Origin of the sequence: Actinocrispum wychmicini (assembly GCF_004345645.1) — a bacterium.
GTDB lineage: Bacteria > Actinomycetota > Actinomycetes > Mycobacteriales > Pseudonocardiaceae > Kibdelosporangium > Kibdelosporangium wychmicini.
This window is the reverse complement of record NZ_SLWS01000005.1, coordinates 169,177-189,108: the sequence shown is the minus strand read 5'-3', so window position 1 is coordinate 189,108 and position 19,932 is coordinate 169,177. Positions and strand designations below refer to the sequence as shown.

Annotated in this window: 22 protein-coding genes; 11 read left to right on the top strand and 11 right to left on the bottom strand. The window is 68.7% G+C overall.

Going from position 1 to position 19,932, the window contains the following annotated elements; all coding sequences use genetic code 11:
- The first annotated feature begins 57 nt into the window (after positions 1–57).
- The 4 genes from EV192_RS22840 to EV192_RS22825 all read left to right on the top strand — a co-directional run bounded on the left by EV192_RS22840 (position 58) and on the right by EV192_RS22825 (position 3,736).
- Positions 58–843 carry an ABC transporter permease gene (locus EV192_RS22840; RefSeq protein WP_132118624.1) on the top strand — a complete coding sequence of 262 codons (786 nt, stop codon included), beginning with the start codon at positions 58–60 and terminating at the stop codon, positions 841–843.
- The gene (locus tag EV192_RS22835) at positions 840–1,652 is read left to right on the top strand and encodes an ABC transporter permease (protein ID WP_132118622.1); all 813 of its coding nucleotides are present in this window, start codon (positions 840–842) and stop codon (positions 1,650–1,652) included. The genes EV192_RS22840 and EV192_RS22835 overlap by 4 nt, the downstream gene beginning before the upstream one ends.
- Before the next feature lie 5 nt (positions 1,653–1,657).
- The gene (locus EV192_RS22830) at positions 1,658–2,527 is read left to right on the top strand and encodes an ABC transporter ATP-binding protein (RefSeq protein ID WP_132118620.1); all 870 of its coding nucleotides are present in this window, start codon (positions 1,658–1,660) and stop codon (positions 2,525–2,527) included.
- A gap of 204 nt (positions 2,528–2,731) precedes the next feature.
- Positions 2,732–3,736, top strand: a complete 1,005-nt coding sequence (locus EV192_RS22825) for an ABC transporter substrate-binding protein (protein WP_165960551.1) — start codon at positions 2,732–2,734, stop codon at positions 3,734–3,736.
- 47 nt (positions 3,737–3,783) lie between these two features.
- On the opposite strand, the gene EV192_RS22820 is transcribed toward EV192_RS22825, so the two are convergent.
- Positions 3,784–4,281, bottom strand: a complete 498-nt coding sequence (locus tag EV192_RS22820; RefSeq protein WP_132118616.1) for an LppU/SCO3897 family protein — start codon at positions 4,279–4,281, stop codon at positions 3,784–3,786.
- Positions 4,282–4,341: 60 nt separating this feature from the next.
- Here EV192_RS22820 and EV192_RS22815 point away from each other — a divergent pair, with 60 nt between their 5' ends.
- The 3 genes from EV192_RS22815 to EV192_RS22805 all read left to right on the top strand — a co-directional run bounded on the left by EV192_RS22815 (position 4,342) and on the right by EV192_RS22805 (position 7,194).
- A complete protein-coding gene (locus tag EV192_RS22815) occupies positions 4,342–6,003 on the top strand; it encodes a DNA repair helicase XPB (RefSeq protein ID WP_132118614.1) in 1,662 nt (553 codons plus the stop codon).
- An 88-nt stretch (positions 6,004–6,091) separates the two neighbouring features.
- The gene (locus tag EV192_RS22810; RefSeq protein ID WP_132118612.1) at positions 6,092–6,685 is read left to right on the top strand and encodes a DUF4253 domain-containing protein; all 594 of its coding nucleotides are present in this window, start codon (positions 6,092–6,094) and stop codon (positions 6,683–6,685) included.
- A gap of 107 nt (positions 6,686–6,792) precedes the next feature.
- Positions 6,793–7,194, top strand: coding sequence for a DUF5655 domain-containing protein (locus EV192_RS22805; protein ID WP_132118610.1), 402 nt, complete (start codon positions 6,793–6,795; stop codon positions 7,192–7,194).
- Here the strand turns inward: EV192_RS22805 and EV192_RS22800 are convergent, their stop codons facing one another.
- The 8 genes from EV192_RS22800 to EV192_RS22765 form a co-directional block, all read right to left on the bottom strand.
- Entirely contained in the window at positions 7,195–8,343 is a 1,149-nt protein-coding gene (locus EV192_RS22800; RefSeq protein ID WP_132118608.1) for a CapA family protein, read from the bottom strand.
- Between the two features lie 21 nt (positions 8,344–8,364).
- On the bottom strand, positions 8,365–9,015 hold the full coding sequence (locus tag EV192_RS22795) for an SRPBCC family protein (protein ID WP_132118606.1): 651 nt from the start codon (positions 9,013–9,015) through the stop codon (positions 8,365–8,367).
- Positions 9,016–9,020: 5 nt separating this feature from the next.
- Positions 9,021–9,872, bottom strand: coding sequence for an FAD binding domain-containing protein (locus EV192_RS22790; protein WP_132118604.1), 852 nt, complete (start codon positions 9,870–9,872; stop codon positions 9,021–9,023).
- Positions 9,869–12,238, bottom strand: a complete 2,370-nt coding sequence (locus EV192_RS22785; protein ID WP_132119732.1) for a xanthine dehydrogenase family protein molybdopterin-binding subunit — start codon at positions 12,236–12,238, stop codon at positions 9,869–9,871. Before EV192_RS22785 ends, EV192_RS22790 begins: the two co-directional genes overlap by 4 nt.
- A gap of 11 nt (positions 12,239–12,249) precedes the next feature.
- Positions 12,250–12,792, bottom strand: a complete 543-nt coding sequence (locus tag EV192_RS22780; RefSeq protein WP_132118602.1) for a (2Fe-2S)-binding protein — start codon at positions 12,790–12,792, stop codon at positions 12,250–12,252.
- Positions 12,793–12,943: 151 nt separating this feature from the next.
- Positions 12,944–14,065, bottom strand: coding sequence for an XdhC family protein (locus EV192_RS22775; RefSeq protein WP_132118600.1), 1,122 nt, complete (start codon positions 14,063–14,065; stop codon positions 12,944–12,946).
- The gene (locus EV192_RS22770) at positions 14,058–15,152 is read right to left on the bottom strand and encodes a vWA domain-containing protein (RefSeq protein ID WP_132118598.1); all 1,095 of its coding nucleotides are present in this window, start codon (positions 15,150–15,152) and stop codon (positions 14,058–14,060) included. Before EV192_RS22770 ends, EV192_RS22775 begins: the two co-directional genes overlap by 8 nt.
- Positions 15,153–15,155: 3 nt before the next feature.
- Positions 15,156–16,031 (bottom strand): AAA family ATPase, encoded by an 876-nt coding sequence (locus EV192_RS22765; protein WP_132119730.1) that lies wholly within the window; start codon positions 16,029–16,031, stop codon positions 15,156–15,158.
- A gap of 99 nt (positions 16,032–16,130) precedes the next feature.
- Between EV192_RS22765 and EV192_RS22760 the strand changes: the two genes are divergently transcribed.
- The 4 genes from EV192_RS22760 (at position 16,131) to EV192_RS22745 (ending at position 18,971) form a co-directional block, all read left to right on the top strand.
- The gene (locus EV192_RS22760; RefSeq protein ID WP_132118596.1) at positions 16,131–16,328 is read left to right on the top strand and encodes a PspC domain-containing protein; all 198 of its coding nucleotides are present in this window, start codon (positions 16,131–16,133) and stop codon (positions 16,326–16,328) included.
- A 74-nt stretch (positions 16,329–16,402) separates the two neighbouring features.
- Positions 16,403–17,455, top strand: a complete 1,053-nt coding sequence (locus tag EV192_RS22755; RefSeq protein ID WP_132118594.1) for a C1 family peptidase — start codon at positions 16,403–16,405, stop codon at positions 17,453–17,455.
- Positions 17,456–17,892: 437 nt separating this feature from the next.
- A complete protein-coding gene (locus EV192_RS22750; protein ID WP_132118592.1) occupies positions 17,893–18,498 on the top strand; it encodes an RNA polymerase sigma factor in 606 nt (201 codons plus the stop codon).
- The gene (locus tag EV192_RS22745; RefSeq protein WP_132118590.1) at positions 18,495–18,971 is read left to right on the top strand and encodes a carboxypeptidase regulatory-like domain-containing protein; all 477 of its coding nucleotides are present in this window, start codon (positions 18,495–18,497) and stop codon (positions 18,969–18,971) included. The genes EV192_RS22750 and EV192_RS22745 overlap by 4 nt, the downstream gene beginning before the upstream one ends.
- A gap of 56 nt (positions 18,972–19,027) precedes the next feature.
- Here EV192_RS22745 and EV192_RS22740 read toward each other — a convergent pair whose 3' ends face one another.
- Entirely contained in the window at positions 19,028–19,543 is a 516-nt protein-coding gene (locus EV192_RS22740; RefSeq protein ID WP_132118588.1) for a GNAT family N-acetyltransferase, read from the bottom strand.
- A gap of 13 nt (positions 19,544–19,556) precedes the next feature.
- Positions 19,557–19,874: a hypothetical protein gene (locus tag EV192_RS22735; protein WP_132118586.1), complete on the bottom strand. Its 318-nt coding sequence runs from the start codon at positions 19,872–19,874 to the stop codon at positions 19,557–19,559.
- Positions 19,875–19,932: the final 58 nt, after the last annotated feature.

Here is a 19,932-nt window from a genome sequence, read left to right as displayed (position 1 = left end):
CTTCCAACCGCTCATGGAGTTCGGTGTGCTGACCAACGCGGTCACCGGTGAGCCGGCGTGATCCGGTTCATCAGGGGCCTACTGGGGATTCTGTTCGTCCTCGCCCTCTGGCAGCTGGGGTCGTTCACGGGGGTGTTCCCCGAGGACTACATCCCGCCGCCCACCACAGTGCTGCCCACTGTCGTGAAGCTGTTCACCGGCGTCTTCGACGACACCCAGGGCACCTTCGTCGCCGACTTCGTGGCCACCATGGCCGCGTGGTTCGTCTCGCTGCTGATCGCCATCGGCATCGCCGTGCCGCTGGGGCTGCTGCTCGGCAGCGTGCCCCTGGCCAGGACGGCCAGCCGGGTGATCGTCGAGTTCCTCCGGCCGATCCCGTCGGTCGCGTTGATCCCCCTGGTGATCATCATGATCGGATCGGGGCCGGAGGCGAAGATCTCGCTGTCGGTGTTCGCGGCGATCTGGCCGATCCTGTTCAACACGATCTACGCGCTGGACGAGATCGACCCGCTGCAACTGGACACCGCGCGCTCGTTCGGCCTGAGCAGGGCGCGCACCATGCTCAGGGTCGGCCTGCCGAACGCGGCGCCGTTCGTGTTCACCGGGATCCGGCTGGCCAGTGCGGTGGTGCTGATCGTGGTGATCAGCACCGAGTACCTCGCCAGCGGCGACATCGGCCTTGGCAGGTTCATCCTGACCTGGGCGAGCGGCACCACCCGGCCGGACATCATCCTGGCCGTCACGGTGCTCGCTGGACTGATCGGTTACTTGCTCGACAACGGCTTCCTGAAGCTGCAGCGGGTGCTGTTCAAGTGGAACCAGACGACCGGAGCGGCGGTATGACGCGCCTGCGCGGAGTGGCCCAGCGCTGGATCTTGTTGGCCGGCGTGTTGGTGGTGTGGGAGCTGGCGACGCTGGCCGCCCAGTCCAAGTACTTTCCGCCGCCAACCGAGATCGTCCCGGCCGGCTTCACGATGTGGTTCGGCGGACCGGCCGCCCAGCTCTTCCTGTCCGACACGGTGTACACGCACTTCCTTCCCAGCCTGGGCCGGATGCTGGTCGGCTGGCTCGGCGCCGCCGTGATCGGCGTCGCCGCCGGCGTCGCGCTCGGCCGGTCCAAGCACGGCATCGAGTACTTCGGGCCGCTGTTCGCGTTCCTCCGGGCCATCCCACCGGTGCTGCTGCTGCCGTTCTTCGTGGTGCTCCTCGGGATCGAGTCGACCGAGAAGATCTCGCTGATCGCGTTCGGCACGCTGTGGCCGGTCCTGCTGAACTCGGTGGACGGCGCCCGCTCGGTCGACCCGGTCAAGATGGACACCGCGAGGTCGTTCGGCGTACCCCGGTGGCAGTGGATCACCATGGTCGTGCTGCCCGCCGCCCTGCCCAAGATCTTCGCCGGCCTGCGGGTGTCGCTGTCGCTGGCCCTGATCCTGATGATCATCTCCGAGCTGAGCTTCGCGGTCGACGGCATCGGCGTCCAGCTGACGTACTACCAGCGCCAGTTCGAGTTCCCGAGCATGTGGTCGGTCATCGTGATGCTCGGCATCCTCGGCTACGGCCTGAACAGCCTGCTCCTGCTGGTAGAACGCAAGGTCCTTGCCTGGCAACCCACACGTAACGCGCAACCTAGTACCGTCAAGGCCGGAGGCTGACACACATGACGGCAATGCTGGAAGTCGCCGAGCTGCGCCACAGTTACGGCTCGTTCACCGCGGTGCAGGACCTCACGTTCACCGTGGCCACCGGCGAGCTGGCGTGCATCGTCGGCCCGTCCGGCTGTGGCAAGTCGACGCTCCTGCGCTGCATCGCCGGGCTGATCAAGCCCACTGACGGCACGGTGTCGCTGCACGGCGACCTGATCGAGCGGACCCCGTCCGACCTGGCGGTCGTCTTCCAGGACTACAGCCGGTCGTTGTTCCCCTGGCTTTCGGTCCGTGGCAACGTCGAATTCCCCTTGCGCTCAAGGGGAATCGGCAAGTCCGAGCGTCGGCGCCGGTCGGCCGAGGCGTTGGAGTGGGTCGGCCTGTCCGGTGCCGGCGCGAAGTACCCGTGGCAGCTGTCCGGCGGGATGCAGCAGCGGGTGTCCATCGCCCGTGCGCTCGCGTGCCAGCCGTCGCTGTTGCTGATGGACGAGCCGTTCGCGTCGGTCGACGCGCAGACCCGGTTCGAGCTCGAAGACCTGCTGCTGCGGGTGCGCCACGAGCACTCCAGCACGGTCCTGCTGGTCACGCACGACATCGACGAGAGCGTCTACCTCGGTGACCGGGTGCTGGTGCTGTCCAAGTCGCCGGCGTCGATCGTCGCCGACCTGACCGTGGACCTGCCGGCGGAGCGGGACCAGATCACCACCCGGGAGTCGAAGAACTTCGTCGCCCTGCGTGGCGAGGTGGCGCGGCTGCTGCACGGCGCGCCAACGGCTGGGCAGACCGTGCCGCACCGACCGACACCGGCGGAGGACTCTGCCGCGGCGCAACGGTTCCTGGAGGCGGAGCGCGAGCAGGTCCGGCGGGCCACGTCCACCGGCTGACTGCATGCGGGCGGTGAATTTCCGTTCACCATGGCTTTCTGATAACGGTGGTCTACTAGCCCCCCAAATGGTGTATAAAACACCAAGTAGGCCACGCATGGTGACTGATCGTGCCCCCCGTGTCAGCCGATCGGGTCACACGTGAGCAAGCTGTCCATCATCCACGCGCAGATAAGGCATCACATGCTTGGACGAGCAAGCCGCTTGACAGCAGGTTCCAGACGGCCCCGCCGGGTCACCACCGCCGTCCTGGGCACCGTGGGCATCCTCGCCGCCGTCACCGGCTGTGGGCTCCTGGGGGGCTCCGACAACAACGCCAAGAGCAGCGACAAGCTCGAACGCACCAACCTGACGATCGGGGCCATGCCGATCATGGACTCGGCGCCGGTGCAGCTGGCCGCGCTGAAGGGCTACTTCAAGGACGAGGGCCTCGACGTCAAGCTGGAGACCGTCACGGGGGCGGCGACCGCCATCCCGAAGCTGATCTCCGGTGACCTGCAGTTCACGTACGGCGCCTACGTGCCCGTCTTCCAGGCGCAGGCCAAGGGAACCGGCGACTTCAAGTTCGTCGCCGACAGCTACCAGACCGCCGACAACATCTTCATGATCATGGTGAAGAAGGACTCGACGATCAAGGACCCGAAGGACCTGGCCGGCAAGAAGATCGCCACCAACACCAAGAACAGCATCACCGACCTGCTGGCCCGCTCCGCGATGGAGACCGCCGGGGTGGACATCAAGAACATCCAGTGGGTCGAGGCCTCCTTCCCGGACATGGGCGCCCGGCTGGCCGCGGGTGACGTCGACGCGGCGGTGATCCTGGAGCCGTACGTCACCCAGGCGGAGCGCACCAACGGCGCCGTGCCGATCCTGGACACCTCCAGCGGCCCGACCAAGGACTTCCCGATCTCCGGCTACACCGCCACGGCGGACTTCGTGAAGAACAACCCGAAGACCACCGAGGCGGTCCGCCGGGCGCTGATGCGCGCCTCCGAGACGGCCAGGGACCGGCCGACCGTCGAGGACGCCGTCGTGCAGTACGCCAAGATCGACAAGCAGGTCGCGCAGCTGGTCCGGATCGGCACGTACCCGACCAGCCTGGACCGCACCCGGCTGCAGCGCACGGTCGACCTGATGAAGAAGTACAAGATGCTGGACAAGGACATCAACGTCGACTCGATGATCATCGACACCGCGAAGAACAAGTAGCCGGCCCCGAGCCCCGGCCGGATTCCCTTGTCCGGCCGGGTTCTTTCTCAAATTTGGTTGGTCAGGCAGATGGTGGCGGGCGGCTCCGAATAGGACGCCACCACGTTGCCCGGGTCGCACAACGTGCTGTCCTGCTTGCCACTGATCACCTTGCGCACCCGGAACTCCGCCGTCCGGTCACAGGCGACACGCCGGTGCACCTGGTTGCGGCCCGCGGCAGTGGTGGTCAGGCAGTCGCCTTCCTTGGTGTTCAGCGTCAGGCACAGCTTGGCGGCGCCGGTGGTGAGTTCGCTGTACTCGCCCGTCGGGCAGGCCGCGGCCGGGTTGTCGATCCGCTTGCCGACCCGGTAGATCGCCGCCGGCGAGCCGCAGTCCGCCCGCACGATCCTGGCCTCGGCCGCGGACACGACTTCGATGCAGTCGCCCTGCGCGGCCGCGGTCGCACCCTGGGTCCCGTCGACAAGGAGATATCCGGCGAAACCAGCCGCCGCGAGGGCGACGGCTCCCACGGCGATCTTGAGGCTCCGGTGCCAGGTCAGGACCACTCCTTTCTCGGCGCCCCCATGGTAGGGGCACACTGGTGATGGACAACCAAGAGGAGTGCTGTGACCGACGGCCCACTGATCGTGCAGTCCGACAAGACCCTGCTGCTCGAAATCGACCACCCCCAGTCCGATGACGCGCGGATGGCCATCGCGCCGTTCGCCGAGTTGGAACGCGCCCCCGAGCACGTGCACACCTACCGGGTCACGCCGCTGGCGCTCTGGAACGCACGGGCCGCCGGGCACGACGCCGAGCAGGTCGTGGACGCCTTGTCGCGGTACTCGCGCTATGCCGTGCCCCAACCGTTGTTGATCGACGTCGTGGACACCATGGGCCGCTTCGGGCGGCTGCAGCTGATGCAGAACCCGGCGCATGGCCTGGTGTTGAACGCGTTGGACCGCGCGGTGCTGGAAGAGGTGCTGCGCCACAAGAAGATCGCGCCGATGCTGGGGACGCGCATCGACGACGACACGGTAGTCGTGCACCCGAGCGAGCGCGGCCGGCTCAAGCAGGCGTTGCTGAAGATCGGCTGGCCGGCCGAGGACCTCGCCGGCTACGTCGACGGCGAGCACCACCCGATCGCCCTGCGGGAGGACGGCTGGCAGCTGCGCGACTACCAGCGCAAGGCCGCCCAGACCTTCTGGGCGGGCGGCTCGGGTGTGGTCGTGCTGCCCTGCGGCGCGGGCAAGACGCTGGTCGGCGCGGCCGCGATGGCCGAGGCCCAGGCCACCACGCTGATCCTGGTCACCAACACGGTCGCCGGGCGGCAGTGGAAACGGGAACTCATCGCCCGGACCTCGCTCACCGAAGAGGAGATCGGTGAGTATTCGGGCGAACGCAAGGAGGTCCGGCCGGTCACGATCGCGACATACCAGGTCATCACCCGTAAGACCAAGGGCGAGTACCGGCACCTTGAGCTGTTCGACTCCCGGGACTGGGGCCTGATCGTCTACGACGAGGTGCACCTGCTGCCCGCGCCCGTGTTCCGGATGACGGCCGACCTGCAGTCCCGTCGCCGCCTCGGCCTGACGGCCACGTTGGTCCGTGAGGATGGCCGTGAGGGCGACGTGTTCTCGTTGATCGGGCCGAAACGGTACGACGTGCCGTGGCGGGACATCGAGGCCCAGGGCTGGATCGCGCCCGCCGAGTGCGTCGAGGTCCGGGTGACGCTCACGGACGCGGAGCGCCTGCAGTACGCGACCGCCGAGCCCGAGGAGCGCTACAAGATCTGCTCGACCGCGCACACCAAGGCAAACGTGGTGCGCAGCATCCTGGACAGGCACCCGGGCGAGCCCGCGCTGGTCATCGGCGCGTACCTGGACCAGCTGCACGAGTTGGGCAAGGAGTTGAACGCGCCGATCGTCGAGGGCTCGACCAGGAACAGGGAACGCGAGGAGCTCTTCGACCGTTTCCGCAACGGGGAGCTGCCCACCCTGGTGGTCTCGAAGGTCGCGAACTTCTCCATCGACCTGCCCGAGGCGTCCGTGGCGGTCCAGGTCTCCGGCACGTTCGGCTCCCGCCAGGAGGAGGCCCAGCGCCTCGGCCGGCTGCTGCGGCCGAAGGGCGACGGCCGCCAGGCCCACTTCTACTCGGTGGTCTCCCGGGACACCCTGGACACCGAGTACGCGGCGCACCGGCAGCGGTTCCTGGCGGAGCAGGGCTACGCGTACACCATCGTGGACGCGGACGACCTGCTCGGCCCGCCGATCCCGGAGGTCAGCTGAACCTCCCCGGTCGGGTGATCCGGGATTGTCAGACCCCTCCGCTACGATTAGATTCGAACACACGTTCGAGTTGTGAGGGGTTCGACTGATGACTGCATTGATCGACACAGCTTTGATCGACACAGGAGTGGCGCCGGCCAGGTTGGGCAGCTGGCACGGCGAGATCTGGCTGACCGACCAGGTCATCACCGACCCGCACACGTATCTCGAACGGGTCGCCGAGTATCCGCGGACCCACCTGTGGCCGGTGCTGGTGCCGCGGGACGGGTTGGGCATCCCGCCCGAGGTGTCGTTCGTGCCGGACGCGGCCAGGCACGCCGTCGACCGGCACGACCCGCAGGCCGAGGCGGGCATCTCCGGCGCCGTCCTGGTGGCCAACAAGCGGCCGATGTACCGGCTGGGCCTGGTCGAGGCCCGCCGCCCGGCCGACGTGCCGGCCCGCCTGGGCCGTCCGGGCATGTCGGCGGTGCTACGCAGCTGGGAGGACCGGTTCGGCGCGACCCTGGTGGTCCTGGGCGCCCGGGAGATGACGCTGTCGGTCACCGCACCGCCGACCGAACTGCACCGGGCCTTAGTGGTGGCGGCCGAGCACCGGTCGTTCTGCCCCCGCGTCCCCGGCACGCTCCCCCAGCTCTCCCGTGGCCTGATCCGCCTGCGCCGCTGGCAGTTCCGCTGGCGCTGACCCGCGTGTCGCGCGTTCCCGGATAGTGTGTCGCGCATTCCCGGACAACGAAATTCCCGTCCCGGAACGCGAGACACGCTGGCGGGGGGCGGGCTTAGGGTGGGTGTGTGGCTCGGTGGACTTGTCCGCGGTGCGATCGGGAGTTCGGTCGTGCCAACCAGGGGCATGTGTGCGTTCCCGGGTGCACGCTCGACGAGGCGTTCGCCGGCCGCGATCCCGTCCAGCGGGTGATCTACGACGCGATTCTGGCCCACCTCACGTCGCTCGGCCCGGTGCATGCCGACGTCGTGCGGGTGGGCGTTTTCCTTCTGCACGAACGGAAACTGGCTGAGGTCCGGCCGATGGCCCGCAGCCTGCGGATGTACCTGGTGCTGCCCCACCCGGTCAGCGACCCGCGGCTGACCCTGAAGTTCGGCGACACCTGGCACCAGGTCAAACTCACCACTGTGGACGACATGGACGACCAGCTCAGGGACTGGCTGTCACTGGCGTACGACTTCGCCGGCTGATCACTTGCCCGGCCGGGTGAGTCCTTGGTCGCCGGCGCCGCGGCTGAGCACGATCTGGTCGGTTCGTTGCAGCGCCTGGTTCCGGCGGGCCGCGTCGACGGTGTTGGGCTGGCTGAGGTCGAGCAGGCGGATCGGCGGGCCGAGGTCGATCAGGAGCGGCACGTACTCCGCTTTGTCGACCGTCCAGCCGGTGGGCTTCTTGGTGAAGTGGAAGCGGGCGATCACACCTTCCTCGGTGACGCCTTTCGGCTCCGAGTGCCGCGCGATCTCGTTGCCCATGCCGTACGCGACCCACTTGCCGTTGATCTTCTCGAACGGCTGCACCACATGCGCGTGGTGCCCGATGATCAGGTCGATGTTGGGGTCGTTCAGCAGCTTCTGCGCGATCCGTTTCTGCTCCGCGGTGGGGTCCTGCACGTACTCGGTGCCCCAGTGCAGGCTCACCACCACGACTTCGGCGCCGGCCGCGCGGGCGGCCTTGGCCGCGGCGATCACCGCGTCCGGGTCGATGGTGTTGGCCAGCCACGGCTCGTCCGCGGGCAGCTTGTGGCCGTTGAACCCGAAGGCGAACGAGACGTGCCCGACCTTGACCCCCTTCACGTCCATGATCAGCGGCTTGCGCGCCTCCTCGGCGGACCGGGCCGAGCCGGTGTGCTTGATCCCGGCCGCGTCCAGCGTGTCCAGGGTCTGCTTCACGCCGCCGTCGCCCTGGTCGATGGTGTGGTTCGACGCGGTCGAGCAGTCGTCGTAGCCGATGTCCTTGAGGGTGGTGACGATCTCCGGCGGGGCGCTGAACTCCGGATATCCCTTGAACGGTCCCGAAGCCGGCGCGATCGGCGTCTCCATGTGGCAGATCGCCAGGTCGGCGCCGCTGACCGTGGCATTCACCCCAGCCATGATCTTGCTGTAGTCGCGTTTGCCGTTGCCGTCCTGGGTGGCCTGGTCGGTGAGCGGCGGGTGGATCAGGACGTCCCCGCTCGCGACGAGAGTGAAGCCAGTCGGGTCCGCCGCCGAGGCCGTGTTGAGCGGCTGGGCCGGTGGCTGGGACGACCCGCTGGGCACAGTGATCTTCGCGTCCCCGGGGCTCGGCGCCGTGCCGCAAGCGACGAGCGTGACCGCGGACGAGATCGCGAGCAGGAGCCGACGCATGCGCGCCATCCTGCCAGTAAGTTATTTCCGGCGTCGGCGGGCCAGCACTATCAGTACCAGCAAACCCAGGACGATCAAGGGCACGACCCGTTTGACCACCGGGGATCCGGCGTACGCCAGCAGGTCGATCTCGTCGGCCACAGGCGGTCCAGGCGGACGTACCGGTCGCACTGGTTGCGCCGCCGGCTCGGGCGGCGGGTCGTCCGCCGGTTCGTTGACCGGTTCACCGGTTGTCTCGACCACCGCGGCCAGGTTGCCCGCGAACGTCGCCAGGATCTTCCCGCCCACCTCACCGATCAGTCCGCGGCCGAACTGCGCCGGCCGGCCGGTGATGGCCAGGTCGGTGACCACGTCACCGGTTGTCACACCGTCCTTTTCGGACAGCGTGACGGCCACGTCGGCGGCGGCCGTGCCGTTGCCGCGCGCGTCCTTCCCGGACGCGTTGATGCGCAGCTCACGGCTGTCCGGATCGGTCGAGACGAACGAACCAGAACCCTTGTACTGCAACGAGATCGGGCCGAGCTTGACCTTCACCGTGCCGGTGAACTCGGTGCCGGACACGCTGGTCAGGGTGGCGCCGGGCATGCACGGCGCCACCCGTTCCGGATCCAGCAGTGCCTGCCACACGACGTCGACCGGCGCGTTGACAGTGAACTGATGTTCCAGTCGCACAGGCACTAACCAATCGCAGCGGTCACGGCACGACCGGTGAGCACCCGAGCCAGGTGGCTACGGAACTCGCCGTCGGCGTCACCGTCGGTCGTCGGACTTGTGTTCTCCGCGGCGTGGGCGGCCGCGGCCGTGATGTTGTGCGCGAAAGCCGGTTGGCCCACAAGCGCTTCCTCGACGGCCATGGCCCGGACCGGTGTGGCGGCCATGTTCGTCAGCCCGATCCGCGCCTCCGCGATGGTCACTCCGGAAACCCGGACCGCGACGCCGACCGACACCACCGACCAGGCCTGCGCGGACACGCTGAACTTCTCGTAGTGCGCGTGCCACCCGGTGAACTTGGGCATCCGCACCTCCACGAGCAGTTCGTCCTCGGCCATCGCGGTGGTGAAGTAGTCGACGAAGAACTCCGCCGCCGGGATGGACCGACGACCGGACGGTCCGGCGACCGTCATCACGGCGTCCAGCGCGAGTGCGGGCGCCAGCAGGTCACCCGCGGGGTCGGCGTGGCACAGCGAACCGCCGAACGTGCCGCGATGCCGTACCTGTGGATCCGCCACCGTTTCCGTCGCCAGCGCGATCAACGACAGGTGTTCCCGCACCAACGGGTCTCGTTGGACCTCGTAGTGCGTCGTCATCGCCCCGATGACGACGTCGTTGCCGTCCTCGCGAACCCCGTGCAGCTCGGGAACCCGGCCGAGGTCGATGACCTTGGCCGGCGCGGCCAGTCGCATCCGCAGCACCGGCAGCAGGCTCTGACCGCCGGCCAGGACCTTGCCGTCCTCGCCGGCCGCCGCCAGCTCGCGCACCGCGTCGTCCACTGTGGTCGGTGCGACGTAGTCGAACGACACCGGGATCATCGCGTACCTCCGTGAATCGCCTGCCACACGCGCATCGGCGTACAGGGCATCTCGACCTCGCGGACACCCATGTGCCGCAACGCGTCCACGACCGCGTTCACCACGGCCGGGGTGGACGCGATCGTGCCGGCCTCGCCGACTCCCTTGGCGCCCAACGGGTTGGTCGTCGACGGTGTCTCGGTCCGGTCGACGGTGAACGTCGGCATGTCCGCGGCCGTCGGCACGTGGTAGTCGGCGAACGTGCCGTTGGTCAACGTGCCGGACTCGTCGTGCACGGCCTCTTCGTACAGCGCCTGCGCGATGCCCTGCACCAAGCCGCCGTGCACCTGGCCTTCGACGATCAGCGGGTTGATCGCCTTGCCGACGTCGTCCACGCACACGTACGAGCGGATCCGCACCTTCCCGGTCTCAGTGTCCACTTCGGTCGCGCAGAGGTGGGTGCCGTGCGGGAACGAGAAGTTCTCCGGGTCGTACACGGCCTCGGAGTCCAGGTGTGGCTCTATCCCGTCCGGCAGGTCGTGCGCGGTGAACACGGCCAACGCGATGTCCTGGATGCCGACGGCCTGGTCGGTGCCGCGGACGGTGAACCTGCCGCCGGTGAACTCCAGGTCGTCCTCGGCACACTCCAGCATGTGCGCGGCGATCGGCTTCGCTTTGGCGACAACACGTTCAGCCGCCTTGACGATGGCCGTGCCGCCGACTGTCAACGACCTGGACCCGTACGTGTCCAGGCCCCGGGGCGAGGTCTGGGTGTCGCCGTGCAGCACTTCCACGTCCTCGAAGGGAACGCCGAGCTGGTCGGCCACGATCTGGCTCCACGCCGTCTCATGGCCCTGCCCGTGCGCCGAGGAACCCGTGACGACCTCAACCTTGCCGGTGGGCAGCATCCGGATCGCCGCGTGCTCCCAGCCGCCGGCGCCATAGGACAACGATCCGAGCACACGCGACGGTGCCAGCCCGCACATCTCGGTATATGTGGAAATCCCGATACCCAGCTGGACGGGATCGCCGGACGCGCGCCGCTCGGCCTGTTCCCGGCGCAGGCCGTCGTAGTCGAAGAGTTCCTTCGCCCTTGCCGTCGCGGCTTCGTAGTTCCCGGTGTCGTACGTCAGCCCGGCGACCGTGGTGAACGGGAACTCCTCATGCTTGATCCAGTTCTTCTCCCGCAACGCCATCGGGTCCATGTCGAGCTCGACCGCGAGCTCGTCCATGATCCGTTCGATCGCGAAGGTGGCCTCGGGCCGGCCCGCGCCGCGGTAGGCGTCGGTGAGCGTCTTGTTGGTGAACACGTTCGTGCACGCGAACCGGTACGCGGTGAACTTGTAGATGGCGTTGAACATGAACGCGCCGAGGATCGGCACACCGGGCCCGACCAGGCCGCAGTACGCGCCCATGTCCGCGATGAGGTCGACCTTCAGGCCGGTGACGGTGCCGTCCCGGTTGGCCGCGATGGTCACGTCCTGGATCTGGTCGCGGGCGTGGTGCGCGGTCATCATGCATTCCGACCGGGTCTCGGTCCACTTCACCGGACGGCCGAGCTTCTGCGCCACGAGCACGGACATCAGGTCCTCGGGCAGCACGCCGATCTTGCCGCCGAAACCGCCGCCGACGTCCGGTGCGATCACGCGCAGCTTGTGCTCGGGCAACCCGAGTGTCAACGCGGTCATCGTCTTGAGGATGTGCGGGATCTGGGTGGCCGCCCAGATGGTCATCTGGTTGCCGGTCGGGTCGACGACGGTGGACCGGGGTTCCATGAACGCGGGCGCGAGCCGCTGCTGCCGGAACCGGCGGGTCACCGTCACTTCGGCGTCGCGGATGGCGTCGTCCACATTGCCGCCGCTGCCCGCCTCGGCGGAGTCGAACACCCACAGCGCGTTGCGGTTCGTGCCGAGTTCGTCGTGGACGAGGGCGTATCCGTCGGTCAGCGCGGCTTCCATGTCCAGTACGACCGGCAACGCTGAATAGTCGACGTCGATCGCGTCGAGTGCGTCCTGCGCCTCGGCGACCGACCGCGCGACGACCACGGCCACGCCCTCGCCGGCGAAGTTCACCTTGCCCGCGGCCAGGACCGGGCGGCGCGGCGCCTTCATGTCCGGGGTGATCGGCCACGCGTACGGCGCCGAGATCGTGCCTTCCGGGTCCAGGTCAGCGGCCGTGTAGACGGCGACGACACCAGGCATGGACCGGGCTTCGGCCACGTCGATCCTGGTGATCTTGGCGTGTGCCATCGGGCTGCGTTTCACCGCGAGGTGCAGCATTCCGGGCAGCACGATGTTGTCGGTCCACCGGGTCCGGCCGGTGATCAGCCGGGCGTCCTCCTTGCGCAGCCGGGCTTTGCCGACCTCGGGTTCCGCCACCGCAGTTATCGGTACAGTGGTCATGCCCCGCCTCCGGTGTGGCTGGGCGCGCGGCCGGTGATCTCGGTGTCGCTGACCTGTTCGGCCTCAGGCCCGGCGCCGGGACGCATGTGGTGCGCGGCGTCCCGGACGGCACGCACGATGTTCTGGTATCCCGTGCACCGGCACAGGTTGCCTTCCAGGCCCTGACGGACGGCTTCGTCGTCCGGGTCCGGGTTGTCCGCGAGCAGGTCGATCGCCTGCATGATCATCCCTGGCGTGCAGAACCCGCACTGCAGCGCGTGATTGTCATGGAACGCTTGCTGTACGGGGTGTAGTCGGCCATCCCGCGCGAGGCCCTCGACCGTGGTGACCTCGGACCCGTCGGCCTGGACCGCCAGTACCGAACAGGACTTCACACTGTGTCCGTCGAGATGCACGGTGCACGCACCGCAGTTGCTCGTATCGCAACCGACCACGGTGCCGACTTTGCCGAGCCGTTCGCGCAAGTACTGCACCAGCAGCATTCGAGGCTCGACTTCGTCGGTGTATGTGGTGCCGTCGACATTGACGTTGATCCGCATCGCGCCTCCAGCGCAGGCTCTGACGGAACGTGATCTCGCTCACGACTTGTCGAGCCTGCTCCGGATCGCGGGGGCAATCAACCCCCGCGAAGACGGTATTGGCACATGCGGAGGAAACCGGCTCATCCATCCGCAGGTACGGACCACTTGCCTACGAGTTCTCGCGGTGAATCGGCCCCGCGGTGGTCATCAGCCGTTCGCCCTGACCGCCCCAGCGCAGCGAGATGATCTCCGCCGCAATCGAAACAGCGGTTTCCTCAGGGGTTCGGGCGCCGAGGTCCAGGCCGATCGGTGAGGACAATGTGGACAGTTCGGTCTCGGTCACGCCGGCCTCGCGCAACCGCTCCAACCGGTCGAGATGGGTCCGCCGGGACCCCATCGCGCCGACGTACCCAAGGTCCAGCCGCAGCGCCACCTTCAGCACCGGGACGTCGAACTTCGGGTCGTGGGTGAGCACCGCGACCACGGTCCGCGCGTCCACCCGGCCGGCCGCGGCCTCGGCGGCGAGATACCGGTGCGGCCAGTCCACGACCACCTCGTCCGCCTCCGGGAACCGGCTCCTGGTGGCGAACACCGGCCGCGCGTCGCACACCGTCACCCGGTAGCCGAGGAACGAGCCGAGCCGGGCCATCGCGGAGGCGAAGTCGATCGCGCCGAACACCAGCATCCGCGGCGGCGGCTCGAACGACGCCACGAACACCGCCATGCCCTCGCCGCGCCGCTGCCCTTCCGGGCCGTAGTGCATCGTCCCGGTCCGGCCGGTCGCGAGCATTCCGCGCGCGTCGTCGGTCACCGCGTCGTTGACCCGCGCCGACCCGAGGTCGCCGTGGACGTGGTCGGCCCAGATCACCATGCGCTTGCCGACCCGGCTGGCGTCCGGATGCTCCACCACGGTCGCCAACGCGACGCCGTGCTCGGACCGGATCGACGCGGCCAGTTCGCCGAACGCCGGGAACGTGTCCCGGCTGACCGGCTCCACGTACACGTCCAGGATCCCGCCGCAGGTGAGGCCCACGGCGAACGCGTCGTCGTCCGAGACGCCGTAGCGCTGCATCACCGGCCGACCGCTCTGGATCACCTTCTGGCCAAGGTCGTACACGGCGCCTTCGACGCATCCGCCGGACACGCTGCCGTACACCTGGTCGTCCTGGGTGACCATCATGGCCGCGCCAGGCGACCGCGGGGCCGAGCTGAACGTGGCGACGACCGTCGCCAGCCCGACCGTCTCGCCGGCCTCGTAACGCTTGACCAGTTCGTCCAGCACGTCACGCACGGCGCACCTCCACCAACAGTTCCTCCAGCGTCTCCATGCTGTGCCCGGCCAGCAGCTTCCGCACGTGCCGCTGGGCGACCACGATCCCCGACTGCACCGGCCGGTAGCCGGCCCGTCCCGCGTGCGGGTTGACCCACAGCACCGCGTGGGCCAACCGGCTGAGCCGAGCCATCTGCTCGCCGAGCAGGCCGGGATCGCCCCGCTCCCAACCATCGGAGAACAGCACCACGACGGCCTGCCGCGCAACCCCCCGCTGTCCCCACCGGTCCAGAAAGGCGCGCAGGGTGTCGCCCAGCCTGGTGCCGCCGGCGAAGTCGGGGACGGCCCGGGCCGCGGCCGCCAGAGCGATCTCCGGATCCCGTTGGCGCAACTGCCGGGACACCCGCGTCAACCGGGTACCCAGCGTGAACACCTCGGCCGGCATTCGACGCGCCACCGCGTGCGCGAACCGCAGCAACGCGTCGGCGTACGGGCTCATGGAGCCGGAAACGTCCACGAGAAGGACAACCCGCCGGGGCCGCTTTCCCTTCCTTCGATACGCCAACCGAATCGGCTCGCCACCCGCGGCCCGCATGTTTCGCATGGTCCGGCGCGGATCCAGCGCACCCGTGCGATGCGGCCGGCGGCGCAACGCGGCGCGCATCGGCGGATCCGGCCTCAGCAGGTCCATCAGCTCACGCAGGTGCGCCCGCTCGGGTCCGGTCAGCTCACTGATGTCCCTGCGACGCAACACCTCTGTGTCACTGGCCGCGACACCCAGCTGGTCCGGGTCGGTCGAACCGTCGCCGGAAACGGGCATCGGCACCATCGCCGCGATCACGCTCGACTTCGGCTTCGCGCGGCTCTCCGTTCTCGGTTTCCTGACCGGACGATGGGTGAACCACGCCTGGAAAGCGTCGTCGTACTTGGGCAAGTCGTCCGGTTCGCCGCACAGCGTCAGCCGCCCGGCCCAGTACAGCTCGTCCGGCACGGACACGTCGACGTGTTCGACGGCCTGGAGGTACGCCTGGACCCGCTCCGGCTCACACGGCAACCCGGCGGTCCGCAGCGCCGCCGTGAAGCCGACAAATCCCGGCACCGGGTCCACAGGTCACCCCGCCAGCAAACGGTCGAGATCACCGCGGACCCGGTCGGCGTCCTCGCGGTACTTCAACACCGCGCCCAACGTCACCGCGGCCGACGCGGCGTCGAGTTCGGTCCGGCCCAACGCCAGCAACGCCTCGGCCCAGTCGATGGTCTCCGCCACCCCGGGCGGCTTGAGCAGCTCGGCGGTCCGCAGCCGGCGGACAGCCCCGGCGACCTGGGTGGCCAGCCGGTCGCCGATGCCCGGCAGCCGGCGGCGCAGGATCTGGATCTCCCTGGTCAGGTCCGGGTGTTCCAGCCAGTGGTACAGACAACGCCGCTTCAACGCGTCGTGCACCTCACGGGTCCGGTTCGACGTCAACACCACAAGCGGCGCGACGTCCGCGCGCACCTCGCCGAACTCGGGCACAGTCACCGCGTTCTCGCTGAGGACCTCCAGCAGGAACGCCTCGAACTCGTCGTCGGCCCGGTCGATCTCGTCCACCAGGAGCACACACGGCGCCTCACGCAGCGCACGCAGCAACGGCCGGGCGATCAGGAACCGCTCGGTGTACAGCGACTGCTCGGCCATGTCCGCGTCCAGCTGGCCGTCCGACGCCGCTTCAAGGGCCCGCAGATGCAGGAGCTGACGAGGGAAGTCCCAGTCGTACAGCGCCTGGGTCGCGTCGAGCCCCTCGTGGCACTGCAGCCGGATCAGGGGAACCCCGAGTGCCTGGGCCAGGGACGTGGCCAGGGACGTCTTGCCGGTGCCCGGCTCGCCCTCACAGAACAGCGGGCGACGCATCCGCAGCGCCAGGAACGCGGCCGTCGCCACCCCCTCGTCGGCCAGATACCCGACGCCGTCCAGAGTCGCGGCGAGATCTTGCGGACTCGGCACCGACATCCACTCCATAGTGGTGAGGGTAGGTCAGGGTGGTTGATTCCGGGGTCGGCCAGGGCGCTCCCCGATGTTTCCGAGCCGCCGGCGACCCAGGCTTATGGCATGAACGAAACGCAGGTCCGCAAGCTTCGTCGCAGCCGCTCCGACCGGATGGTCGCCGGGGTGTGCGGTGGTTGGGCACGCATGCTGGGCATGGACGCGGCGCTGCTGCGCATCCTGCTCGTCGCCGCGACCATCCTCGGCCTCGGCACCGGCGCGATCCTGTACCTGATCTGCTGGGTCCTGATGCCGGAAGAATAAATCCAACGCGATGTATCCAGGCTGGGGTCACTCGCTCTTGTCACAGCGAAGACCCGCTCGACCTGGAGGAAGTAATGAGCCGATCGCAGGAGCCGGAGATCGCGGAGATCCGCGGGATCCTGGCCGCGCTCGGCGACCCGTGGCAGGCCGGCCAGACCCGGCTCAGCCACCTTTCCGACCGGGCCAGGCAGGTCCGTCTGGGTGTGCCCGCGCCACGTTCGGGGGAGATCGTGGCGCGGGCCGACGTGGCGGCGGCCGCGGTGGCGGCGACCGGCCGACCGGTCGTCGCGGCCACCGCGCCCGCCGGCACGTTGCCCGCGTCCTTCGACCTGCGGGACGTCAGTGGGCGTGACTTCGTCACCCAGGTCCGGGACCAGGGCGACCGTGGTTCGAGTGCCTCGTTCGGCGTGATCGCCGTGCTGGAGGCCACCGCCGCGTACACCCGGGGGGTGCCGGGGCTGAACCTCGACCTCTCCGAGGCCCACCTGCGCGCGCGGGCCGGCAAGCACCTGGCCGGGCATTTCGCCGTCGTCGCGGGTGAGGGCGTGACGTTCGAGGACTACTTCCCGGACAACGGGACGCTGAACCCGGACTGGCCGAACCGCAAGGCCAGGGCCGCCGGCGTGACGGACCTGACCGGCGACCCCGCCGCCATCAAGCAGCACATGTTCTCGTACGGGCCGGTCGCCGCGGCCGTCCTGGTGCACACCGACTTCTTCCACTACGCGTGCGGGGTCTACCAGCCCACCGCCACACCCGACGGCGGGCACTGCGTGGCGTTGGTCGGCTGGGACGACGACGCCGGCTGCTGGATCGCGAAGAACTCGTGGGGCACGGGATGGGGCGAACAGGGGTTCTGCCGGATCGCGTACGGCTCGTCGCTCGTCGAGACTTGGAGCGTCCTCGGGTGCACCGCCGTCCCGCTGCGCGCGTGGTTGCCAGCGCAGCGCGCGTTGCGCCTGTTCGCGACCGCCAACGACACCAACGCATGGGCCTACCTGGAGAACCTTGGCTGGACCACGCTGGCCTCGGAGAACCTGGCGTTACTCACGCACGCGCGGGCGAGCGGACACCCAGTCCGGCCGTTCGTGACGTGCGACGGGCAGATCGACCAGCTCATTGTCTGAACACCACAGACCGGCCGAGGGGGGCCGCACAGAAGGGACGTGGTGGCCGGCAGCACGAGGGGGGTTGCCGGCCACCACATCCCACCGAACGAGAAAGGCCACACCGAGATGACCGGACCCACCGACCGGGCCGTGGCCGGATCGTTCGCCCAGCTTGACGAGTGTGCCGAGGGGAGAAAACCGGGGGATGGGGATCGAAGCCGGCCGGCCGTTGGCGACAACGGACCGGCCGGCTCGACGTGTTTCAACCTCCAAGCGGGCGACCACTCATGACCGCATCAATTACGCTCGGTTCGCCGGCATGCCCGCGGGGCCTGTTGGTAGCCCGATTGACCGAGTTACGTATCCAGGGAGCGACTCGTCATTCATGTACTTCACGATGGTCGCGATACTTCCGTCGCCAGCTGATGGCCGACACCCAGGATGGGGTGGGCGTGGTGACTGACGTTCGAACCGCGGAAGCGGATCCTCCATGGGAGGGCCTGCGCGGCTCCGAGCGGTACGCGTTGTGCCTGCACGCGGCCAGAGGCGGCGACCGCAGGGCGCGCGAAACGCTCGTCGAGGACTTGACGCCACTCGTCTGGCACGTCGCGCGGGGCCACGGCCTGAACCGGGCCGTGGCCGAGGACGTGGTGCAGACCGTGTGGCTGGCCCTGTTCAGCCACATCGACACGCTCATCGAACCCAAGGCCCTCGCCGGCTGGCTGATCACCACGACCCGCCGCGAGGCCACCAGGGTGCGCACCAAAGGCGCCGCCCAGCTGCCGCTGACCGACGAGATGGCCGAGACGTTGCCGAGCAACCACCCCCAGCCCGAGGACGAGGCGCTGCGGGTGGACCGGGACGACCGGCTGTGGAAGGCGTTCGCCGGGTTGCCGGAGCGATGTCAGGAGCTGCTGCGGCTGACCGTGCTGGCCGGCCGGACCGAATATCGCCTGGTAGCCGAGGCCATGCGGATGCCGCGTGGCAGCATCGGCCCGACCAGGGGGCGCTGCCTCAACACGCTGAGGGAGCTTCTGGACACCGAAGGGGGCGGCGGATGACCAAGACGGAACCGTCGGGGGGCCACGCGCACCCCGACGACGAGACCCTGCTCGCCCAGTTGGACCGGATGATCGACCAGTTCGACCCGCCCCCACCGGGGCTGGTCGAACGGATCCAGTTCGCGATCGCCCTGGAGGACCTGGACGTCGAGGTCGCCAGATGGGAGCACGCCGACGGCTTGGCCGGCGTGCGCGGCGGCGATCCGGGCACGATCACCTTCACGGTCAACGACCTGACGGTGATGATCAACCTGACCCGGGTCGGTGAGAACAACCGGATCGACGGCTGGCTCGTGCCCGCCGGCGAGCACTCCGTCGAAGTCCGGGTCGCCGAGTTCGGCTCGACCGCGACCACGTCGGACGAAGGCGGCCGGTTCGTCCTCGACGCGGTCCCGCGCGGCACCACCCAGATCATCATCCAGCTGGACGGTCCGCCGGCCCGAACGGTTGTCACTCCCACTGTGCTGCTGTGAGGAAAGCCTATCGCCGTCCACAGCGGACGTCTTGAGTACTCATACTCAATGTGGGTTCACAGGCCGTCGAACGGTTCGGCATAGGTGAACGTCCCGCGCAGCCGCGGATCGTGCGCGGCGAGTGTGCGGACCTGAAAGTGTTGCTGCCACTCGGGTACGGGCGGCGCGATGCCGTACTCGGAGCTGAGGCGGAACCCGAACCGCTGGTAGTACAACGGATCGCCCAGCAGGGCGACGAGCGGCTCGTCGAGCGCGTCCGCGGCGCCGAGCACCGCGTGCATCAAAGCGCTGCCGACCCCGCCACGCTGGCGACCTGGGCGGACGCTCAACGGCCCCAATCCCAGCGTGGGCACCGTGTCCACATGTCCACGGGTGGCCACCACATGTCCGATCACGGTTCCGTCCGCGTCGGTCGCCACCAACGACAAGGCCGGCAACCACGCGGGACTGGCGCGTAGCGCGTCCACCAAGCCGGCCTCCACTGGAGCCTGTTGGTCGGGCGTGGCGAACGCGGCAGCGGTGATCGCTCGGATGACGTCGATGTCAGCGTTGGTTTCGCGTCGAATGAGCACGCGACACCCTACGTCACATAGCCGCGACGAACATGACGACGGCGGTGAGGAGACCACCGAGGATCAACGTGCCGCAGCCCAGTCCCAGGATCCTGCCCACACCCTTGGCTCGTACCGAGATCACCAGCGCCCCCACCGCCGCCAGGACCGGGACGAGCGCACAGAAGACCAGTACCAGCGTGGACGGGCGGGTGGGGGTCTTCATGACCGCGGCGAGGATCTCGGTGGCGAAGAACGCGGTGAACGCCCCGACCGTGGCCAACCCGAACGCGCACAGCACCACGACCAGTCGCGCGGCACCGGAGTTGGGGGACGGCCCCTCGTCATCCATGAGAGGAGGGTAGGCGAAAAGCCGAGGGAATTGCTATATTGGAAGGCCACAGGCACGC

Coding starts and splice junctions, on each gene's coding strand:
- EV192_RS22830 (WP_132118620.1), top strand. CDS start 1,658: ATGACGGCAATGCTGGAAGTCGCCGAGCTGCGCCACAGTTACGGCTCG.
- EV192_RS22765 (WP_132119730.1), bottom strand. CDS start 16,031: ATGTCGGTGCCGAGTCCGCAAGATCTCGCCGCGACTCTGGACGGCGTC.
- EV192_RS22745 (WP_132118590.1), top strand. CDS start 18,495: ATGACCAAGACGGAACCGTCGGGGGGCCACGCGCACCCCGACGACGAG.
- EV192_RS22810 (WP_132118612.1), top strand. CDS start 6,092: ATGACTGCATTGATCGACACAGCTTTGATCGACACAGGAGTGGCGCCG.
- EV192_RS22790 (WP_132118604.1), bottom strand. CDS start 9,872: ATGATCCCGGTGTCGTTCGACTACGTCGCACCGACCACAGTGGACGAC.
- EV192_RS22800 (WP_132118608.1), bottom strand. CDS start 8,343: ATGCGTCGGCTCCTGCTCGCGATCTCGTCCGCGGTCACGCTCGTCGCT.
- EV192_RS22835 (WP_132118622.1), top strand. CDS start 840: ATGACGCGCCTGCGCGGAGTGGCCCAGCGCTGGATCTTGTTGGCCGGC.
- EV192_RS22735 (WP_132118586.1), bottom strand. CDS start 19,874: ATGGATGACGAGGGGCCGTCCCCCAACTCCGGTGCCGCGCGACTGGTC.
- EV192_RS22760 (WP_132118596.1), top strand. CDS start 16,131: ATGAACGAAACGCAGGTCCGCAAGCTTCGTCGCAGCCGCTCCGACCGG.
- EV192_RS22755 (WP_132118594.1), top strand. CDS start 16,403: ATGAGCCGATCGCAGGAGCCGGAGATCGCGGAGATCCGCGGGATCCTG.
- EV192_RS22780 (WP_132118602.1), bottom strand. CDS start 12,792: ATGCGGATCAACGTCAATGTCGACGGCACCACATACACCGACGAAGTC.